The following is a 17,228-nucleotide window of genomic DNA, read 5'->3' as shown; positions in this document are numbered from 1 at the left end:
CGACCGGTCTCCGCCACCGGCTGAACCTTCCGCCGGTGGCCCGCGTTACCCCTTGCAGCGCCCCGGCCGCGACAGCGGCCCGCTGCCCCACCGGAGGGTTCGGAGAATGTCGGTCATCACGTGGTTCCGGCGGTCCCCCGCGGAGCGGACGGCTCCGGGGGAGACGCCCGCCAGGTCCGGGTGGCGCCGCGCGGCGGCACCCGTGACCACGGTCCTGGCCGGGCTGCTCGTGCTGGTGGCGCTCGTCGCGCCCGCCGACCTCGAACGCTTCACGCCCGGCGCGTTCCTGCGCATCCCGGTCGAGGGGCTGTTCGGGGTGGTGCTCGTGCTCGTCCTGCCGCCCCGGCTCCGCCGGACCGCGGCGGTGGCGGGCGGTGCCGGGCTCGGCCTGCTGCTCGTGGTGAAGATCATGGACATCGGCTTCGACACGGTGCTCTACCGGCCGTTCGACCTGGTGCTGGACTGGCCGCTGCTCGGGCCCGCCGTCAACTACGTCGACGTCACGGTCGGCCGGATCGCGTCGATCGGCGTCGTGGTGGCGGCCGTGGCGCTCGTGGTCGGGCTCATCGTGCTCACGACCCTGGCCGTCCTGCGGCTGACCCGCGTCGTGGTCGGCCACCGCACCGCGTCGACGCGCGCGGTCGCGCTGCTCGCGGTCGCCTGGATCACCCTCGCCGTGCCCGGTGTGCCGATCTCCACCGGTGGCGCGACGGAGTTCGTCCACGACCACGCGCGCGCCGTGAAGGCGGGCCTGAACGACCGCGAGGCGTTCGCCGCGGAGGCCGCGGTCGACGCGTTCCGCGACACCCCCGGCTCGGAGCTGCTGACCGGGTTGCGCGGGAAGGACGTCGTGCTCGCGTTCGTGGAGAGCTACGGCCGCGACGCCCTGGAGCACCCGGAGATCGCGCCGAGGGTGACCGCGGCGCTCGACGCGGGCGGCGCCGAGCTGCGCGCGGCCGGGTTCGCGTCCCGGAGCGCCTTCCTGACCTCCCCGACGGCGGGCGGCGGGAGCTGGCTGGCCCAGGCGACGCTGCTGTCGGGGCTGTGGATCGACAACCAGCAGCGGTACCGCACGCTCGTCGCGAGCGACCGCCTCAGCCTGCCCGGCGCGTTCGGGCGCGCGGACTGGCGGTCCGTCGGCGTCGTGCCCGGCATCACCCAGGCCTGGCCCGAGGGCGAGTACTTCGACTACGAGAAGATCTACGCGAGCGCCGACCTCGGCTACCGCGGACCGCGCTTCGGCTACGCCACCATGCCCGACCAGTACACGCTGTCCGCGTTCCAGCAGCGCGAGCGCTCCACCCCCGGCCACGCCCCGGTGATGGCCGCGATCCCGCTGCTGTCGAGCCACGCGCCGTGGTCGCCCATCCCGGAGCCGCTGGACTGGGAGGCCGTCGGCGACGGCTCCGCGTACGGCTCGATGGTCTCGGGCGACGAACCGCCGGAGGCCATCTTCGGCCGCGAGCCGAGCGGCGTCCGGGCCGACTACGCGAAGTCCGTCGAGTACGCGGTGAACACCCTCGTCTCCTACGTGCGCGACCACGGCGACGACGACCTCGTGCTGGTCTTCCTCGGGGACCACCAGCCCGCGCAGGTCGTCACCGGGGCCGACGCGGGCCGCGACGTGCCGATCACGATCGTCGCCAAGGACCCGGCCGTGCTGGACCGCGTCGCGGCCTGGGGCTGGGACGACGGCCTCAAGCCCGGTGGGCGGGCGCCCGTCTGGCGGATGGACTCGTTCCGCGACAGGTTCCTGACCGCCTTCGGCCCGGCGGCCCCGACACCGTCGGCCTCACCCGACCACTGACCGTCGACAGCGGAGTCTTCAGCCCGCTGTTCAACTGGTTCGGTGTGCACGGGGGAGCTGTTATCGTCGCGATCGGCTGGCGGGACGACGCCGACGAGCTCATGGACGACACCACTCGGCGGAGTGCGGTCAGCGGGGGGACCAAGGTCGGCCGACGCGTGTCTGGGTGGATGTGTGAGCTGGTCGTTCGGTGTTCTGGGTCCGCTGGAGGTGCGCCGTGACGGGCACGCGCTCGACATCGCCGCGCCGCAGCAGCGCAGGCTGCTGACCGGCCTGCTGCTCAGCGCGGGGCAGGTCGTGTCGGTGGAGAGCCTGCTCGCCGTCCTCTGGGAGGACGAGCCGCCCGCGAGCGGCCGCAAGGTCGTGCAGGTCTACGTGTCGCAGCTGCGCAGACTCCTGGCGGGCACCCCGGACGTCGTGCTGACCGGGTCGCGGCAGGGCTACCGCCTGGACATCCCGCGGGGCGCGCTGGACCTGGAGGTGTTCCGCGACCTCGTGCGCCGCGCGACGGCCGCCGCCGACCCGGTGGTGGCGGGCGACCTGCTGCGCGAGGCGCTGGACCTCTGGCGCGGCACCGCCGTGCCCGACCTGCGCCACACCGGCAGGGGCGGGCGGTTGAGCGACGCGCTGGAGGAGGAGCGGCTGGGCGCCGTGGAGTACCGGGTCGACGCCGACCTGCGCGCCGCCCGGCACCGCGACCTCGTGCCCGAGCTGACGGCGCTGGTCGCGGAGCAGCCGTTGCGGGAACGCCTGCGCGGCCAGCTGATGCTCGCGCTGCACCACTCCGGCCGCCAGGCCGAGGCGCTCACCGTGTTCGCCGAGGGCGAGCGCCTGCTGGCCGACGAACTGGGCCTCGACCCCGGACAGGAGCTGCGGGCGCTGCGCGACTCGGTGCTGGCGGGCGACGTGGCCGCGCCGGTCGAGCCCGCGGGGGAGAAGCGGATCGCGCCGAGGGAACTCCCCGCCAACCCCGTCGTGTTCGTCAACCGGGACCGCGAGCGGGAGGTGCTGCTCCACCTGCTGTCGCGCGCCACCCGAGAACCGGTCGTGGGCGCGGTCCACGGGCCCGGCGGCCGGGGCAAGTCCGCCCTGGTGCTGCGCGTCGCGCACCTGGCGGCCGGGCTGTTCCCCGACGGCCAGCTCTACGTCGACCTCCAGGGCTCCACGCCGGGGCGCGAACCCGTCGAGGCGGCCCAGGTCCTCCAGCACTTCCTGCGGGCGCTCGGCGCGCCGCCGTCCGCGATCCCGGCCGATCCCGCCGAGGCCGCGGCGCTGTACCGGTCGATGCTCGCGGACCGCCGGGTGCTCGTGGTGCTGGACAACGCGATCGACGCGAGCCAGGTGGTCCCGCTGCTGCCCGCGGGACCCGGCAGCGCGATCCTGGTCACCAGCAGGCGGGTGCTGGCCACCCTGGACGGCCTGCACCTCGCGCTGGAGCCGCTGCCGGAGCACGAGGCCGTCGCACTGCTCGGCGCGGTGACCGGCCTGGTCACGGACGGGGTGAGCAGGCGCGCGGCGGCCGAGGTGGCGCGCAGCTGCGGGTACCTCCCGCTGGCGCTGCGGATCGCCGCCGCCCGGCTGCGCAGCAGGCCGGACTGGACGCTGGCGTCGCTGGCCTCCCGCCTCGACGACGAGCGGCACCGGCTGGACGAGCTGCGGTTCGACGACCTCGCGGTGCGCTCCAGCGTGCGGCTCAGCTACGAGGAGCTGCTGCGCGACGGGTCCGAGCGCGGCCGGGTCGCGGCGCACTCGTTCCGGCTGCTGGGCCTGCTGACGCTGCCGACGCTGCGGCTGCCGGTCGCCGCGGCCCTGCTGGACCTGCACCCGGCCGAGGCCGAACGGGCGATCGACCCGCTCGTGGACGCCGGGCTCGTGGACGTGGAGGCACCGGGGGAGTACCGGATGCACGACCTGCTCCGGCTGTTCGCGATCGAGCGGGCCGAGCACGACGAGCCCGCCGAGGAGCGGACCGCGGCGGTCGTGCGGGCGCTGACCCACTACCGCGACACGGTCCGCGCCGTGCAGTCGACGCTGCGACCGCTCGACGTCCCGCACCCGGAGGGGGCGCCCGCACCCTGCGGCGAGATCGGGGAGTGCCTGGCCTGGATGGCGGCCGAGACGCCGAACCTGCTGGTCGCCGCCGGTCAGGCCGCCGTTCTGCCGGACTGCGCCGTGCTCGCCCTGGAGATCGCCCTGATGCTCCAGGAACACCTGTGGAAGCAGGACCTGCACGCCGAGATCGCGCAGACCGGGCGCATCGGCGCGGCGGTCGCGAAGCTGGGGCTCGCCCCCGGCGTCGAACGGCTCGCGCTGCTCGTGCAGGCGTTCGCGGACCAGGTCGCCGGTCGCTACGGGCTCGCCCGCGAGCGGTACGACCGGGCGCTGGCGCTGTCCGCGGACGACCCGCTGGACCGGGCACGGGTGCTGGTCAGCCTCGGCGGGCTGCTCACGAACTACGCGGGGCGGGCCGAGGAGGCCGTGCCGCACCTGGAGCGGGCGCTGGCGATCCTGGACGAGCACGGGGCACCGGGAGCCGCCGTCGGCACGCTGCACGTGCTGGCCCGCGCGCACCACCTGTCGGGCCGGGCCGCGACGGCGCTGGTGCTGGCCGGGCACGCGCTGGACCTGGCGCGGGAGAACGACGCCCCGCACAGCATCGCCATCTGCGTGGCCGACCTCGGGCTGCTCCACGGGCACCTCGGCGACCACGACCGGGCGCTGCCGCTGCTCGACGAGTGCATGGCGCGGGCGCGGGAGGTCGGCAACCGCGAGGACGAGTGGACGACGCTGCTCAGCCGGTCGGAGGTCCACCTGCGGCAGGGGAACCCGGCCGCGGCGCTGGAGGACGCGAGCGCGTCGCTCGCGATGACCAGCCTGCTCGGCAGCGCGTACGGCAGGGCGGCGGGGCACCGGCAGGTCGCCCGCGCGCTGCTGGCGGACGGCCGGGACGCCGAGGCGGCCTGGCACCAGCGGACCGCGCGAACGCTGTTCGAGGGCGTGGACGTGCGGCTGCCCGTGTTCTTCGAGTCGTTCCTCGGCTACCTCGACCCGGTCCTCGTGGACTGACACCGCACACCCGCCGAGGCGGGCGGTTCCGGTCCACAGCGGACCGGAACCGCCCGCCACCGGTCAGCCGCAGTGCTCGAAGCGGCTGGTGTAGGTCTCGGAGTCCACCGAGCCGCCCCACTTCACGCACTTGCCGGGAGCCGCCTTGCGGACCGGGCCGGCGTAGTAGGCGTAGCTGCCCGAGTCGGTGCTCCTGGCCGCGCCCTCGACCTCCAGGAAGGCGGAGGACGCCGACGCCGTGCCCAGCTTGGTGTGCTTCATCGTCACGGCGCAGTTGTTGCCGTTGCCGCTGTTGTAGGTCAGGTAGACGCGCCCCTTGGTGCCCAGGGCGGCGGAGTCCACGACCTCGTACCCGGAGCCGCACACCTGCTCGGCGTCGTAGGGGTTGCCGCTGCCGCCGCCGCAGCCGTTGGTGCTCTTGTAGCTCTTGGTCCCCCAGTAGAGAGCGGTGGTGCCGTTGAACTTCGCCCTCACCGCGGCACCGTTGAGCCTCTGCTCGTAGTGCAGGTGCGCGCCGGTCGACCCGCCGGTGTTGCCGACGTTGCCGATGGTCTGTCCGGTGGACACGCCCTGGCCGACCGACACCCGCTGCGCGGAGAGGTGGGCGTAGCGGGTGGTCCAGCCGCCGCCGTGGTTGATCTCGATCCACCGGCCGTAGCTGGTGGACCCCTCGTTGGCCACGCGGCTCACCGTGCCGGAGGAGGCCGCGACCACGGCGTCGCCCTCGTCGTTGGCCCGGTTGAAGTCCACCGCGTTGGCCGGGCTGTGGCCCGTGCGGGTCTGGCCCTCCCAGGTCTGGGCGCAGGGGAACGGTAGCTGGAAGTTCGGTTCCGCCACCGCCGTCCCGCCGCCGACGGCCAGGCCTCCGATGCCGACCAGCAGGCCGATGCCCGCCGCTGCGATCGTGTTGAGCCTCATGGTTCCCCAACCCTCATCCGGGCGGTTCCGGTGCTCCGGGACCGCGTGGTGGACGTTCACTGGATGTAGCGGACGGCGTGGGCCGTCCACGAGTTCCTGCCGCAGGTGCCGCGGACGTGCACACCGTCGTCGTCGCGCGGCGGAGCGGCTTCGAGGATCTGGTCGCCCTTCTTCGCGCGCCCGTTGAGGTCCACCTTCGCCGGGAAGGACCGGGGGACGACGCAGGCGCCCACCACCGCGCCGGTGGGGTCGGTGTCCACGTAGGCGTCCGGGATCCACAGCCCGTCGTCGGTGAGGTCCCGGATGTCGCTGCCGCCGTAGCTCGGCCCGCGCTCCCGGCGGACCAGCGTGACCGGGCTGCCGGTCGAGATCCCGGTCCCCGCGGCGACGAGGGCGAGCAGGCCGGTGGAGGCGCGCCGCGGCGCGGTGGACGTGCGGATCGGCATCGGACCTCCTCGTGCCCTTCGACCTCGTCCCCCGTGGACGGCACGAACTCTCGGGCACCGGGGTCAGAGAACGCCTAGGCGGCGGTAAACCGGCAGGTGGGAAGCGCTCACCGGGAGCGAGCCGGTTGTGCGGGAGTTGTGCGGGATCACAAGATTCCAAGATCACCCGGAATGGTCGACGGGTCCGTCCCCTACTGTTCCCGGCACAGTCGATTCCATCATTCGGGGGAGTGCGTGAGCTTGTTCCAACGCAGAACGTTGACCTTGACCGCCGCCGTGGCGGTCTCGGCCCTGCTCGGCGGGACCGCCCCCGCGGTCGCGGAGCCCGACTCCGCGGCGGGGCACCGGCTCGCCGACCGGCTGCGCGCCGCGATCGCCGCGCAGGACTTCCGCAACGTGCTGGACGTGACCCCGCCCGCGAGCAGCGGTGTGGCGGCCGGGCGCGCGGGCGCTCCGGAGAAGTACGACGCCACGGCCGCGGACCTGGCCGCGAGGGTCGCGGTCGCGGCCGAGCCGACGCCGCTGCACCAGTCGCCGAACCTGGACGTCGCGGTGATCGAGCTCGACCGGCTCGGCAGGCCGACCGCGATGGCCGACGTGCTCGTCAGCCCGCGGTACCCGGACGGGGTCGTGGTGCCGCTGAACAGGAGCGGGCTGTCCACCGACCAGGTGCGCTACCGCTGGTGGGACGACGCCGAGTGGGACGCCAACGGCGGCAGGGGGACCAGGGACGTGCTCGCGGGCCGCGAGCAGGCGCCGATCGACTTCTCCTCGCCGTACCCGGCGTCGGTGCTCAAGCTCATGGTCGGCTTCGGCGTGCTGCGCCTGGCCGACCAGGGGCGCGTCTCGCTGGACGCGGACTACGTCTACGAGCCGACCGCGCCGAACGCGGCCTGCGGCGGCGCGGCCACCAAGCCGATCAAGCGGTACTTCGACGAGATGATCACCCTGTCGAAGAACGAGTCGACGTGCGCGCTGATCAAGATGGTCCACGACCTCGGCGCGTGGGACCAGGTCAACCGGACGTTCGCGGACCTCGGCCTGTCGACGCTCATGGTGACCGGCACCAACCCGGCCAACGGCGGTCGGTGGATCGGCGCGAACATGAGCAGCGTCGACACCGCCAAGCTCCTGCTTCTGGTCAACGGCGGCGTCGGCACGCTGTGGACCACGGCCGAGGGCAAGCGGATCACCCGTGACGAGCTGAGCGCCACCTCGCGCGAGCTGTTCGCCAGGACGCTGGCCGACCAGGGCCACAACGAGATGCTGTCCACCACGAACTGGTGCGGCCGCGGGTACCCGGCACCGGGCATCCCGCAGGTCACGCCGAAGCGCTGGGTCGACCCGGCCACCGGTCGCGTGACCGCGGGCGACGCGGTGTACGACCGGGACACCCGGCCGTGCGACGCGGCGGCCGAGGTCACGTTCGCGCACAAGACCGGCTGGGTGGACACCACCGGCAGCGACGCGGGGATCGTGCGCTCGCTGCCGGGTGAGAAGAACCGCCACTACGTGGTCGTCGTGTTCTCCAACCTGGGCACCGACTACGTCGACCTGAACCGGCCCGCCGACACCCCCGGCACGTTCCCGGTGCTCTACACCGAGAAGCACGGGAAGCTCGGGAAGGCCATCGACGAGATCGTCGCCGACCTGCGCGACTGACCGTCCGTCCACACCGGAGCCCGCCGCCCCACCGGGGTCGGCGGGCCCCGGTCGTCAGACGGCCATCTCGCCCAGCTCGGACCAGTCCTCGCCGGGAACCGTGGTGTTCACGATCCTCGGCGTCGCCACCAGGTGGGGCGGGAGGGTCTCGCGGGCGGTCCTGAAGTGGTCGGACCCGACGTGCGCCGCGCCCGCCTCGCCGTCGCGGAACGCCTCCACGAGCACGTACTCGGTCGGGTCGTCGACGCTGCGGGACCAGTCGAACCACAGGCAGCCGGGCTCGGCGCGGGTCGCCTCGGTGAACTCGCGGGCGATCTCCGGCCAGTCGTCGGCGTGCTCGGGCTTGATCCGGAACTTGGCCGTGATGAAGATCATGACTCTCCTCGTTCGTGCGCGCTGGGACGACCGGCGGTCGCCGCGTCCGACGATCCTCCTCGTCCCGGTCCCCGGCACGCCGGGAGCGGATCGGGACCCCGGAGCGACCGGTCGAACCCGTGCAACGCCGCGGTGGTCGGCGGCGTGTCCACAGCGGTCGACAAAATTCGATCATGGAACGGGCCGTCGCGGCCCGACCCGAGGAGGTTCTGGATGAGGCTCGTGAAGTTCGCCGTCACCGCACTGCTGACGGCGGCGGCCGTGCTCGGCGGTGGTGCCGCTGCGATGGCCGACCCGGCCGCCGTCACCGGGCAGGGCGGCATCGGCGACCCGCCCCAGTACCGGGTCACCGCGTGGCACCAGGTGAACGTCCGGCAGTGCCCCGCCAGCTCGTGCGCCAAAGCGGGCTACCTGTCGGCGGGCGGGAGCACGTCGGCGTACTGCTACACGCACGGCGAGCCGATCACGGACTTCGGGATCACCAGGGACATCTGGGTGCTGATCGGCCACCAGGACGGCGGCAACCAGTTCGTCAACGCCCTGTACCTGGAGGGTGACATGTACGGCAACCTGCCGCCGATGGCCTACTGCCACTACGTGGGCTGACGGTCGTGGGGTCCGTGAGGGGGACGCCGCTCGGCTCCGGGGTTCGAGGGGCGGCCCCCTCGCGGGTGCGGCGGTGCGGTGCGGTGCCGCGGGCGAACGCGCTGCTCACCGGCACCGGTCGGGACTCGGGGACGGCCCGGACCGACCGGTACCCCGTCACCGCCGCCGTCCTCGTGGTGGGTGTGGTCGCGGCTCTCGCCACCCAGTCGATAATGGGCCCATGACCACCGTCGTGCTGTTCCACTCCGCCTACGGGCTCAGGCCCGCCGTGCTCGCCGCCGCGGGTCGGTTCCGGGAGGCCGGGCACGCCGTGGTGACCCCCGACCTGTACTACGGCGGGATCGCCGAGACCCTGGACGACGGGTTCACGCTGGCCGAGTGGATCGGCTGGCCGACCATCGCCGAACGGGCGCGCGCGGTCCTGCACGGCCTGCCCGCCGACACGGTGCTCGGCGGGTTCTCCATGGGCGCGAGCATCGCGGGCGGGCTGCTGGCCGAACGCCCGGAGTGCGCGGGCGTGCTGTTCCTGCACGGGACCGGGGCCGTGCCGGACAACGTGCGGCCCGGCCTGCCGATGCAGCTCCACGTGGCGGACCCGGACGCGTACGCGACGCCGGACAAGGTCGCCGGGTGGGTGCGGGACGCGGCGGGCGCCAAGGCTGAGGCCTTCACCTACCCCGGCGTCGGGCACCTGTTCACCGACGAGGGCCTGCCGGACTACGACGAGCGCGCCGCCCAGCTGATGTGGCGGCGCTGCATCGACTTCCTCGCCGCGCTCTGACCCGACCGCCTAGTGGTCGGCCGCCAGCGCGCGGCCGATGTAGTTCGCCGTCAGCAGGGCGAAGATGTACGCCTGGAGCACCTGCACCAGTGCTTCCAGGAACGTCATCGCGATGGCGAACGCGAAGGCCACCAGCGACACCGGTGTGAGCCAGGCGCCCGCCTCCAGGAGGAGGAACTCGCCGCCGAGGGTGAACACCAGCAGGATCAGGTGGCCCGCGAACATGGCGGCGAACACCCGGATCGCGAGCGCGAGCGGGTCCATGAAGAACCGCAGGAACAGCTCGATCGGCGTCAGCATCAGGTAGACGGGCTTCGGCACGCCCGGCGGGAACAGCTGGTTCTTCAGGTAGCCGCCGAGCCCGTGCCGCCGGATGCCGACGACGTGGAACAGCGGGTAGAGGACGATCAGCAGCGCCAGCGGGAAACCGGAGTGCGCCATGGTCGGGAACTGGATGAACGGGATGATGCCGAACAGGTTGTTCACCAGGATGAACGTGAACAGCGACACGATCAGCGGCACGTAGGGCGCGAAGTCCCTGCCGCCGATCTGCTCCCTGGCGATGGAGTCGCGGCCGAAGCCGTAGACCGATTCGGCGGCGAACTGGAACCGGCCCGGCACGATCCTCAGGTCGCGCACGGCGACCAGGAAGAACACCGCGACGACGACGACCGACAGCACCAGCAGCACCATCGGTTTGGTGATCCCGCCGACGATCGCGGGTGGGAAGAAGTCCCGCACCCCCGGCGGGACGAACGTCGAGTCGGCCAACACGGAGGTCATGGGCGGGTCCCCCCTCGTCCAAGCTGTCCCGCCACGCTAACGGACCGGTGTGGACGAGGGGGCGTGCACCCGTTCGGCTCAGGTGCCCCGCGTCACTGGCGCGGCTTCCACGCGCACATGGCGACGTCGAGCGCCTCGGGGTCCAGCGCCTCGGGGGACAGCGTCCGGCCCGAGTCGGCCCGCAGTCCGTCCAGCAGCACGCCGAGGTAGCGCCGCCACAGCTCGGGCCGCACGTCGTGGGTGTACTGGGCGACCGAGCCGATCATCATGTGGATGATCGGCAGGTCGGTGTCCTCGAAGTCCGCGCGCAACTGCCCGGACGCCTTGGCCCGCCGCACCAGTTCCACCGCGAGCGGGATCATCCGCTCCTTGGCCGCGGCCACGCGTTCCTGGCCGAAGTTGTTGGACAGCATGACCTCCCGCAGCCCGCGGTCGGCGGAGTGCAGTTCGGCGGTGCCCACCAGGAAGGTCGCGAACCCCTCCCAGGGGTCGCTCTCCTCCAGCGCCCGCTCGGCCAGCTCGCGGATCTCGTCCATGCGCTCGACGAACATGGCCTCCACGAGGTGCTCCTTGCCGGGGAACCGGCGGTACACCGTGCCGACGCCGAGACCGGCGTGGTGGGCGATGTCGTCGAGCGTGGCGCCGAAACCGCGTTCGCTGAAGACGATCCGCGCGGATTCGATGATCTTGCGGCGGTTGAGCTCCGCATCCCGACGCAGGGGTCGCACCGTTGCGACGGGGACTGTGTCCCGTGTCATGCCCCTACGGTACCGGAAGTTGAGGTTGCTCCTCCACTTCGTGTGTACGCTGATCGGGTAACCGGAGATACCTGCTCCACATATACCCGTGAGGACACGCCCATGCCGGATTCACCGACCGCCACGGTGGAGGCGCCCAGGGTCGTCGCCGACCACGGCGACAACCCGCACCACGCTCGACGTTGGCTGATCCTGGTCATGATCGGCCTCGCGCAGCTCATGGTCGTGCTCGACGCGACCATCGTGAACATCGCGCTGCCGTCCGCCCAGGCGGACCTCGGTTTCAGCAACGACGCCCGCCAGTGGGTCGTCACCGCCTACGCGCTCGCGTTCGGCAGCCTCCTGCTGCTCGGCGGACGCATCGGCGACATCTTCGGCCGCAAGCCCGCGTTCCTGGTGGGCCTGGGCGGCTTCGCCGTCGTCTCCGCGATCGGCGGCGCCGCGACCAGCATCGAGATGCTGCTCGCCGCCCGCGCCGCGCAGGGCGTGTTCGGCGCCCTGCTCGCCCCCGCCGCGCTCTCGCTGCTCACCACCACGTTCACGGACCCGAAGGAGCGCGGCCGCGCGTTCGGCATCTTCGGCGCCATCGCAGGCGGCGGCGCGGCCATCGGCCTGCTGCTCGGCGGCGTGCTCACCGAGTACCTCGACTGGCGCTGGTGCATGTACGTCAACATCGTCTTCGCCGTGATCGCCCTGGCGGGCTCCTACGTGCTGCTGCGCCACGAGCCCGTCGCCGCGTCCGACCGCCCGAAGCTCGACGTCCCCGGCACCCTGACCTCGACCGCGGGCCTCTTCGCCGTCGTCTACGGCTTCGCCAACAAGGAGAGCCACGACTGGTCGTCCGCGTCCGTGTGGGGCTTCCTGCTGGCGGGCGTCGTGCTGCTCGTCGTGTTCGTCCGCATCCAGACGACCACCTCGCACCCGCTGCTGCCGATGCGCATCGTGCTGGACCGCGACCGCGCGGGCGCCTACGCCTCGGTGTTCCTGCTCGGCATCGGGATGTTCGCGATCTTCCTGTTCCTCACGTTCTACCTCCAGCAGAACCTGCGGTTCACGCCCATCGAGAGCGGCCTGGCCTTCATGCCGATGGTCGCCACCCTGATGATCAGCGCGACCTCGGCGACCGCGCTGCTGCTGCCCCGCTTCGGCGCCCGCCCGCTCGTGCCGCTCGGCATGGTCATCGGCGCGGTGGGCCTGTTCTGGCTCAGCCAGATCAGCCTCACCAGCACCTACAGCGGCGGCGTGCTGCTGCCCCTGATGGTCCTCGGCGTCGGCATCGGCCTGTCGATGGCGCCCGCCATGAGCGTCGCCACGCTGGGCGTGGAAGCGCACGACGCGGGCGTCGCCTCGGCGACCGTGAACACCATGCAGCAGATCGGCGGCTCCATCGGCACCGCCCTGCTGAGCACCCTGGCGGCCGACGCGGCCGTGTCCTTCGTGGACGGAAGGCAGCCGACCCCGCAACTGCTGGCCGACGCGGCCATCCACAGCTACAGCACGGCCTTCACCTGGGCGGCCGGCGTCTTCCTCGTGGGCGCGCTCATCTCCGGCCTCCTGCTCCGCTCGGGCGCCCCGAACATGGAGGGCGCGGCCCCGGCCGTGCACATGTAGCAGCACTTCACCCGCCCGCCGTTCCCACGATCAACGAACCGCTTCCCAGGCGGGTCCGTGCCGGAGATCGGCTGCGGCCAGGACGACATGACAGCCGTCCTGGCCGCAGCCGTGGGAAAGCGGAAGAGTCCTGGGGTTGGACATCGCCGCCCGACTACGGCAGCCCCATCACGTTGGGGACTCGGCCGAGCACGGACAAGGTGGACGGTAACGCCCACGGGCGGCAACAACCCTGCCAAGCAGAGCCAAGACCTTTGTGGACAGTCGACAAGACGTACTGCAGTCCTGGCCAAGCAAAAGCGCAACCCCCTGCCGTCGTACGCGCTGACAGCGAGCTGCCGCCTTCCCTGAACCACGGCCGATCTTACTCGGGGGATTTGCCCCTTACCCTGGTAGATCGGGCAGGCCACCGCCTCTGCCCGCAAGCCCGATCAAGGGGCAAATCCAGGGGCCCCCGAGTCAAATCGGCCGCCCCGCTGGGACCAGCAGCTACCCGATCCCCAGGACCGGCAGCCACTCGATCCCCCAGGACCGGCAGCCACTCGATCCGCTGAAACCGGAAGCCCGGCACAGGTCAACCATACAGCGGCACGTGCTACTACTCGCTCCACCACGGCCGCGGAAGCCGACAAGCATGGTGGGTGAGGAGATCGGCGAGCCCCACGAGGAGTAGGCCGTCCCGGTCACCACCCGTCGTGGTCCTCCGCGACGATCGGTGACGAAACTTCACCGATTCGGGCTATCCCTTCGTCTTTTCGACCGAAACAGGCCGAGCCCTCGTTTTTCACCCCCCTCTCGCTGAATGATCAGTGCCCACTGCGGAGAACGGGGTGTGCTGATGGTGAACTCGCTGGACCTGGCAGGTGTTCCGGATCCCGCGCTGCGGGCGTCGTTCGAGCTGTGCGACCGCGTGCACGCCGCCGCGGACCCGGAGACCCACCACCTGGTGAGGACGTACCTACCCCCGTCGAAGCACCGCTACTTCCACGCGCTGCACGCGTACTTCGCGGCCACCGAGGACATCGCCGACGACTGCTTCACCGACTGGGCCGCCGAGACCGTCGTCGAGGTGGAGACCGGTCGCGGTGAGCACCCGCTGCGGCAGGCGTTCGCGCACACCGTGCGCACCCGGCGCCTGGACGTGGCGGTGCTGGGCGAGTTCCTGGAGACGATCCGGCGCGACCGGGAGACACCGCTCCGCTGCGCGACGTTCGACGACCTGCGCGGCTTCCTGCGGGGCGCGGGCGGTGCCCCGGCCAGGCTGACGCTGACGCTGCTGGAACCGGTGCGCCCGGCCGAGCACGAGATGTCGTTGCTGGGAGAGGTGTTCCGGCTGCTCGACGTCTGCCGGGACCACGGCCACGACCTGCGCACCGGCCGCCACTACCTGCCGGACGAGCCGATCGACGCGGTGGTGCGGCAGGCGGGGCTGCTGGTGGACCAGGGCGCCGGAGTGGTCGACCTCGTGCACCCGTCGAGCAGGCGGTTCCTGGCGATGGCGGTCGAAGGCGCCCGCCGCGGTCTCGACGAGCTGGCCGCCGTGGTGTTCCCCCACCCCCCGGCCGACGGCGTCAGAGCTCCACACCGGACGTTCAGCGGGACGTCGCGGTGACCGGGTCGGCCGTCAGGACACCGAGAGCGGCGCCTCGGACGTGCGCACGGCGTTCATCCGGCTGACCTTCACCTTGCGGATGACCGTCCGGAGCACCGCCGGCAGCCGGACGGGGTGCTCCCCGGTCGGCCACGGCGGGGCCGAGCGCGCGCAGGACCGCTCCAGGACGACGTTCTCCACCGTGCTGAGCAGCCAGCCGCGCACCCAGTCGCCGCCCTGCCCGATCGCGTCGGAGTACCGCCAGGCCCGGACGAGAGTCTCCTCGACCACGGCCTCGGCCGCGGCGCGGTCACCGGTCAGCCTGGTCGCGTACGCCAGCGCCGCGCGGCCGTGCTCCTCGTACAGCTTGCGCACCAACAGCTCGCCTGCGACGGCCTCGGCCCGCGCGGATCGGAACACCACCGTTCTCCTCACCTCTTGCTGATCGCCTGGCGGTCCACCGACCGTGCACCTCGCGGCGGTTCCCACGGTAGGACGTCGGTGGTGCTCAACCGCTGACCAGTTTGTGACCGGCGTCAGTCGTCCTGGTCAGTCGTCCCCGAGCTGACCGCGAACGTGAACCGGTCGCCGCGGAACAGCGCGCGCACCCGTTCCACCGGGTTGCCGTCGCCGTCGTGGCTGAGCCGGTGCAGCAGCAGCATCGGCGCGGCGGGCGCGGTGGCGAGCAGCCTGGCCTCGCGCGGCGACGCCAGCACCGTCTCCACCTGCTCGTCGGTCCGCGCGGGCACCGTGAAGTAGCGGTCGCGGAGGCAGTCGAGCAGCGACTTGTCCGGGTCGAACGCCTCGATCAGGTCCGGGAACCGCTTGGCGGACAGGTAGCTCGACTCCAGGAGCATCGGCTCCTCGTCCACCACCGCCAACCGCTCCAGGTGCACGACCGGGTCGCCGGGGTCGATGTCCAGGTCGCGGGCGAGGTCGGCGTCGGCGGCGAGGTGCTCGGCCGTGACCAGCCTGCGGACCTCACCGGCCTCCTCCCGCCCCGGCTCCCCGGTGGGGACGCCGAGGGGCTGGACGAGCTTGGGCGGCGCGACGTAGGTGCCGCTGCCCTGCCTGCGCCGGACCTTGCCCTCGACGACGAGCTCGCCGATGGCCTGGCGCAACGTCATGCGTGCGATGCCGAACTGAGCGGACAGTTCTCGCTCCGGGGGTAGGGGGGCGCCTTGGCCCAGCTCCTGAAGGAGGTCGAGCAGCCGGGTCTTCGCCCGGTAGTACCGGGGGATGCGGCCGTCGTCGGGAATTCCCGCGCGCACCGGATCGGCCGCGCGGTGTGGACCGTCGGAAAATTCCTGTGCTTCCGCCGAGATCACCTCGTGCGACCCGTCGAGCATCCGCACGGCGGGCCGGGGAATGCCGTTCGCGAACACGGCGAGTTCACGGCCCCCGATGGGCCGGTGCAGGGTGGAGCGCAAAGTCGACATGACCATCGCGCCGCGAGACGCCGGGCGCACGGGGGAGTCGCTGTGCCGGACCTTCAGTTCGACCCGGACGGTGTGGCCGTATTCCCGGACGGTGCGCTGGCCGACGACCGTGCCCACCGGGTGCGGCATCCGCATGACCAGAACCTGGTCGTCGTCCTCGGTCCACCACGTCCAGGTCGGAGTGGTCCTCATCGAGGTGCTGGTAACCAGGCCTAGCATTTCGTCGAGGTCGTCCGTGATCTCGGCGGGCGTCGGGATCGAGCGTTCCCCGGTCGAGTTTGGCATTTGAGACAACCATCTCCCTGACGCGGTCGAACAGTTCGGATGCTGATCGGGACACCGTTCGCGTCCCTGTTCCCCGGCGGTGGACGCGATGTCCGCGCAGCCGAGATGCACCGCTCTGGCCAGGCCTGATCCAATTTTGCCGGTCAAGGGGTCGGCTGACGATGGCGTGGCCCGCCGACCCCTCGACCGGTATGGCGCGCGACGGTCCCTGCCACCGCCGGCGCCGGACGCCCCCACCGCAAAAGCACATGCGAAAGCGCGGGGGCGAAGCTGTTCACGATTGTTCTCCGGAGTTCCCGCGAACCGTGGGGCGTCCGCGCTCGTCCCTGGAGACCCCATCACGTTAGGTCGCTTTTCTTTGGTGCGCAAACCCCTTGCCCCGATGGACACGACGACCTGCCCGGACGGGCCGATTCAGGGGAATGTGGAACAAAGTCACGGGTAACTCGTGGGTAATGTGAAACCCGGTTCATGAAGATTGTCATGGCAACAACTTTCGCCAGGAAATCGACAGCATTCCGGCGGCGTTTAGTGCGGAACTGCGTGTGGTTCTGCTGGTGGGACGCGCTCGGCCCGGCCGATTGGGACGGCCTTCTCGCAGGTGGTCTGCCCGTGCCGGGTTTCAGGCCTTTGTGAATGTCAGTGGGGTGCATCACAATGTCAGAGCAGGAGGAATACCGACCGCTGGATGGTGCGCGTTGCGGTGTAGGGCGGAGGTGCGCCGTGGAGTACGTGGTGGGCGTGTCCGCTCTGGTGGCTCTGGTGTGGGTGGTTCGCCGGTGGTGGCGCGGGTGGGCGGAGAGGAGGCGGGTGGCCCGCATCCGGGCGCGGATCGACGAGTGGCTCACGGCCGAGTGGGTGGACGAGCAGGCGGAGCCCCGGCAGGAGCGGGTCCGACGGTGTGAGCCCCGGTACCGGCGGGGTGCGTGACGGGCGCGGTGCGAACCCGTCCGGTGCGAGCGAGCCCAGGGCCCGCCCGGTGTGAGCGGGTCAGGTGCGAACGGGCCCGGTGCGGGCCTGCGCGGAGCGGGCAGACCCGGAGCCTGCCCGGTATGAACGGGCGCGGTGCGGGCCTGCCTGGTGCGAGTAGACCCGGAGCC

The 17,228-nt window shown here is 72.0% G+C and carries 15 protein-coding genes; 8 read left to right on the top strand and 7 right to left on the bottom strand.

Annotated elements, in window-relative coordinates; translation table 11 throughout:
• The first annotated feature begins 106 nt into the window (after window positions 1-106).
• A complete protein-coding gene (locus VFZ92_RS40150; RefSeq protein ID WP_330883010.1) occupies window positions 107-1,807 on the top strand; it encodes a sulfatase in 1,701 nt (566 codons plus the stop codon).
• A 174-nt stretch (window positions 1,808-1,981) separates the two neighbouring features.
• Window positions 1,982-4,873: an AfsR/SARP family transcriptional regulator gene (locus tag VFZ92_RS40145; RefSeq protein ID WP_330883008.1), complete on the top strand. Its 2,892-nt coding sequence runs from the start codon at window positions 1,982-1,984 to the stop codon at window positions 4,871-4,873.
• 63 nt (window positions 4,874-4,936) lie between these two features.
• On the opposite strand, the gene VFZ92_RS40140 is transcribed toward VFZ92_RS40145, so the two are convergent.
• Window positions 4,937-5,791: a M23 family metallopeptidase gene (locus VFZ92_RS40140; protein ID WP_330883006.1), complete on the bottom strand. Its 855-nt coding sequence runs from the start codon at window positions 5,789-5,791 to the stop codon at window positions 4,937-4,939.
• 56 nt (window positions 5,792-5,847) lie between these two features.
• On the bottom strand, window positions 5,848-6,237 hold the full coding sequence (locus tag VFZ92_RS40135) for a hypothetical protein (protein ID WP_330883004.1): 390 nt from the start codon (window positions 6,235-6,237) through the stop codon (window positions 5,848-5,850).
• Between the two features lie 264 nt (window positions 6,238-6,501).
• Between VFZ92_RS40135 and VFZ92_RS40130 the strand changes: the two genes are divergently transcribed.
• Window positions 6,502-7,899: a serine hydrolase gene (locus VFZ92_RS40130; RefSeq protein WP_330883003.1), complete on the top strand. Its 1,398-nt coding sequence runs from the start codon at window positions 6,502-6,504 to the stop codon at window positions 7,897-7,899.
• A gap of 54 nt (window positions 7,900-7,953) precedes the next feature.
• On the opposite strand, the gene VFZ92_RS40125 is transcribed toward VFZ92_RS40130, so the two are convergent.
• The gene (locus tag VFZ92_RS40125; RefSeq protein ID WP_330883001.1) at window positions 7,954-8,274 is read right to left on the bottom strand and encodes a putative quinol monooxygenase; all 321 of its coding nucleotides are present in this window, start codon (window positions 8,272-8,274) and stop codon (window positions 7,954-7,956) included.
• A 213-nt stretch (window positions 8,275-8,487) separates the two neighbouring features.
• On the opposite strand from VFZ92_RS40125, the gene VFZ92_RS40120 reads away from it, so the two are divergent.
• Both VFZ92_RS40120 and VFZ92_RS40115 read left to right on the top strand, forming a co-directional pair.
• A complete protein-coding gene (locus tag VFZ92_RS40120) occupies window positions 8,488-8,880 on the top strand; it encodes a hypothetical protein (RefSeq protein ID WP_330882999.1) in 393 nt (130 codons plus the stop codon).
• Between the two features lie 220 nt (window positions 8,881-9,100).
• The gene (locus VFZ92_RS40115) at window positions 9,101-9,661 is read left to right on the top strand and encodes a dienelactone hydrolase family protein (protein WP_330882997.1); all 561 of its coding nucleotides are present in this window, start codon (window positions 9,101-9,103) and stop codon (window positions 9,659-9,661) included.
• A gap of 9 nt (window positions 9,662-9,670) precedes the next feature.
• Here VFZ92_RS40115 and atpB read toward each other — a convergent pair whose 3' ends face one another.
• Window positions 9,671-10,444 (bottom strand): F0F1 ATP synthase subunit A, encoded by a 774-nt coding sequence (gene atpB, locus VFZ92_RS40110; protein WP_330882995.1) that lies wholly within the window; start codon window positions 10,442-10,444, stop codon window positions 9,671-9,673.
• Window positions 10,445-10,536: 92 nt separating this feature from the next.
• Window positions 10,537-11,202, bottom strand: coding sequence for a helix-turn-helix domain-containing protein (locus VFZ92_RS40105; protein WP_330882992.1), 666 nt, complete (start codon window positions 11,200-11,202; stop codon window positions 10,537-10,539).
• A gap of 102 nt (window positions 11,203-11,304) precedes the next feature.
• Here VFZ92_RS40105 and VFZ92_RS40100 point away from each other — a divergent pair, with 102 nt between their 5' ends.
• Entirely contained in the window at window positions 11,305-12,813 is a 1,509-nt protein-coding gene (locus VFZ92_RS40100) for an MFS transporter (RefSeq protein ID WP_330882990.1), read from the top strand.
• Window positions 12,814-13,651: 838 nt separating this feature from the next.
• Window positions 13,652-14,425, top strand: coding sequence for a squalene/phytoene synthase family protein (locus VFZ92_RS40095; protein WP_330882988.1), 774 nt, complete (start codon window positions 13,652-13,654; stop codon window positions 14,423-14,425).
• 12 nt (window positions 14,426-14,437) lie between these two features.
• Here the strand turns inward: VFZ92_RS40095 and VFZ92_RS40090 are convergent, their stop codons facing one another.
• Both VFZ92_RS40090 and VFZ92_RS40085 read right to left on the bottom strand, forming a co-directional pair.
• Window positions 14,438-14,827 carry a sigma factor gene (locus VFZ92_RS40090; RefSeq protein WP_330882986.1) on the bottom strand — a complete coding sequence of 130 codons (390 nt, stop codon included), beginning with the start codon at window positions 14,825-14,827 and terminating at the stop codon, window positions 14,438-14,440.
• Window positions 14,828-14,940: 113 nt separating this feature from the next.
• On the bottom strand, window positions 14,941-16,035 hold the full coding sequence (locus VFZ92_RS40085) for a GntR family transcriptional regulator (protein WP_330882984.1): 1,095 nt from the start codon (window positions 16,033-16,035) through the stop codon (window positions 14,941-14,943).
• Between the two features lie 816 nt (window positions 16,036-16,851).
• Between VFZ92_RS40085 and VFZ92_RS40080 the strand changes: the two genes are divergently transcribed.
• Window positions 16,852-17,058, top strand: a complete 207-nt coding sequence (locus tag VFZ92_RS40080; protein WP_330882982.1) for a hypothetical protein — start codon at window positions 16,852-16,854, stop codon at window positions 17,056-17,058.
• Window positions 17,059-17,228: the final 170 nt, after the last annotated feature.

Origin of the sequence: Umezawaea sp. (assembly GCF_036375055.1) — a bacterium.
In the GTDB taxonomy this organism is placed as follows: domain Bacteria; phylum Actinomycetota; class Actinomycetes; order Mycobacteriales; family Pseudonocardiaceae; genus Umezawaea.
This window is presented reverse-complemented; position numbering and strand designations above follow the sequence as displayed.

Bases quoted from the DNA above. Each gene is read 5' to 3' on its own strand.
- VFZ92_RS40150 (WP_330883010.1), top strand. From the start codon at position 107: ATGTCGGTCATCACGTGGTTCCGGCGGTCCCCCGCGGAGCGGACGGCT.
- VFZ92_RS40085 (WP_330882984.1), bottom strand. From the start codon at position 16,035: ATGAGGACCACTCCGACCTGGACGTGGTGGACCGAGGACGACGACCAG.
- VFZ92_RS40095 (WP_330882988.1), top strand. From the start codon at position 13,652: ATGGTGAACTCGCTGGACCTGGCAGGTGTTCCGGATCCCGCGCTGCGG.
- VFZ92_RS40100 (WP_330882990.1), top strand. From the start codon at position 11,305: ATGCCGGATTCACCGACCGCCACGGTGGAGGCGCCCAGGGTCGTCGCC.
- VFZ92_RS40125 (WP_330883001.1), bottom strand. From the start codon at position 8,274: ATGATCTTCATCACGGCCAAGTTCCGGATCAAGCCCGAGCACGCCGAC.
- VFZ92_RS40135 (WP_330883004.1), bottom strand. From the start codon at position 6,237: ATGCCGATCCGCACGTCCACCGCGCCGCGGCGCGCCTCCACCGGCCTG.
- VFZ92_RS40120 (WP_330882999.1), top strand. From the start codon at position 8,488: ATGAGGCTCGTGAAGTTCGCCGTCACCGCACTGCTGACGGCGGCGGCC.
- VFZ92_RS40140 (WP_330883006.1), bottom strand. From the start codon at position 5,791: ATGAGGCTCAACACGATCGCAGCGGCGGGCATCGGCCTGCTGGTCGGC.
- atpB (WP_330882995.1), bottom strand. From the start codon at position 10,444: ATGACCTCCGTGTTGGCCGACTCGACGTTCGTCCCGCCGGGGGTGCGG.
- VFZ92_RS40105 (WP_330882992.1), bottom strand. From the start codon at position 11,202: ATGACACGGGACACAGTCCCCGTCGCAACGGTGCGACCCCTGCGTCGG.
- VFZ92_RS40115 (WP_330882997.1), top strand. From the start codon at position 9,101: ATGACCACCGTCGTGCTGTTCCACTCCGCCTACGGGCTCAGGCCCGCC.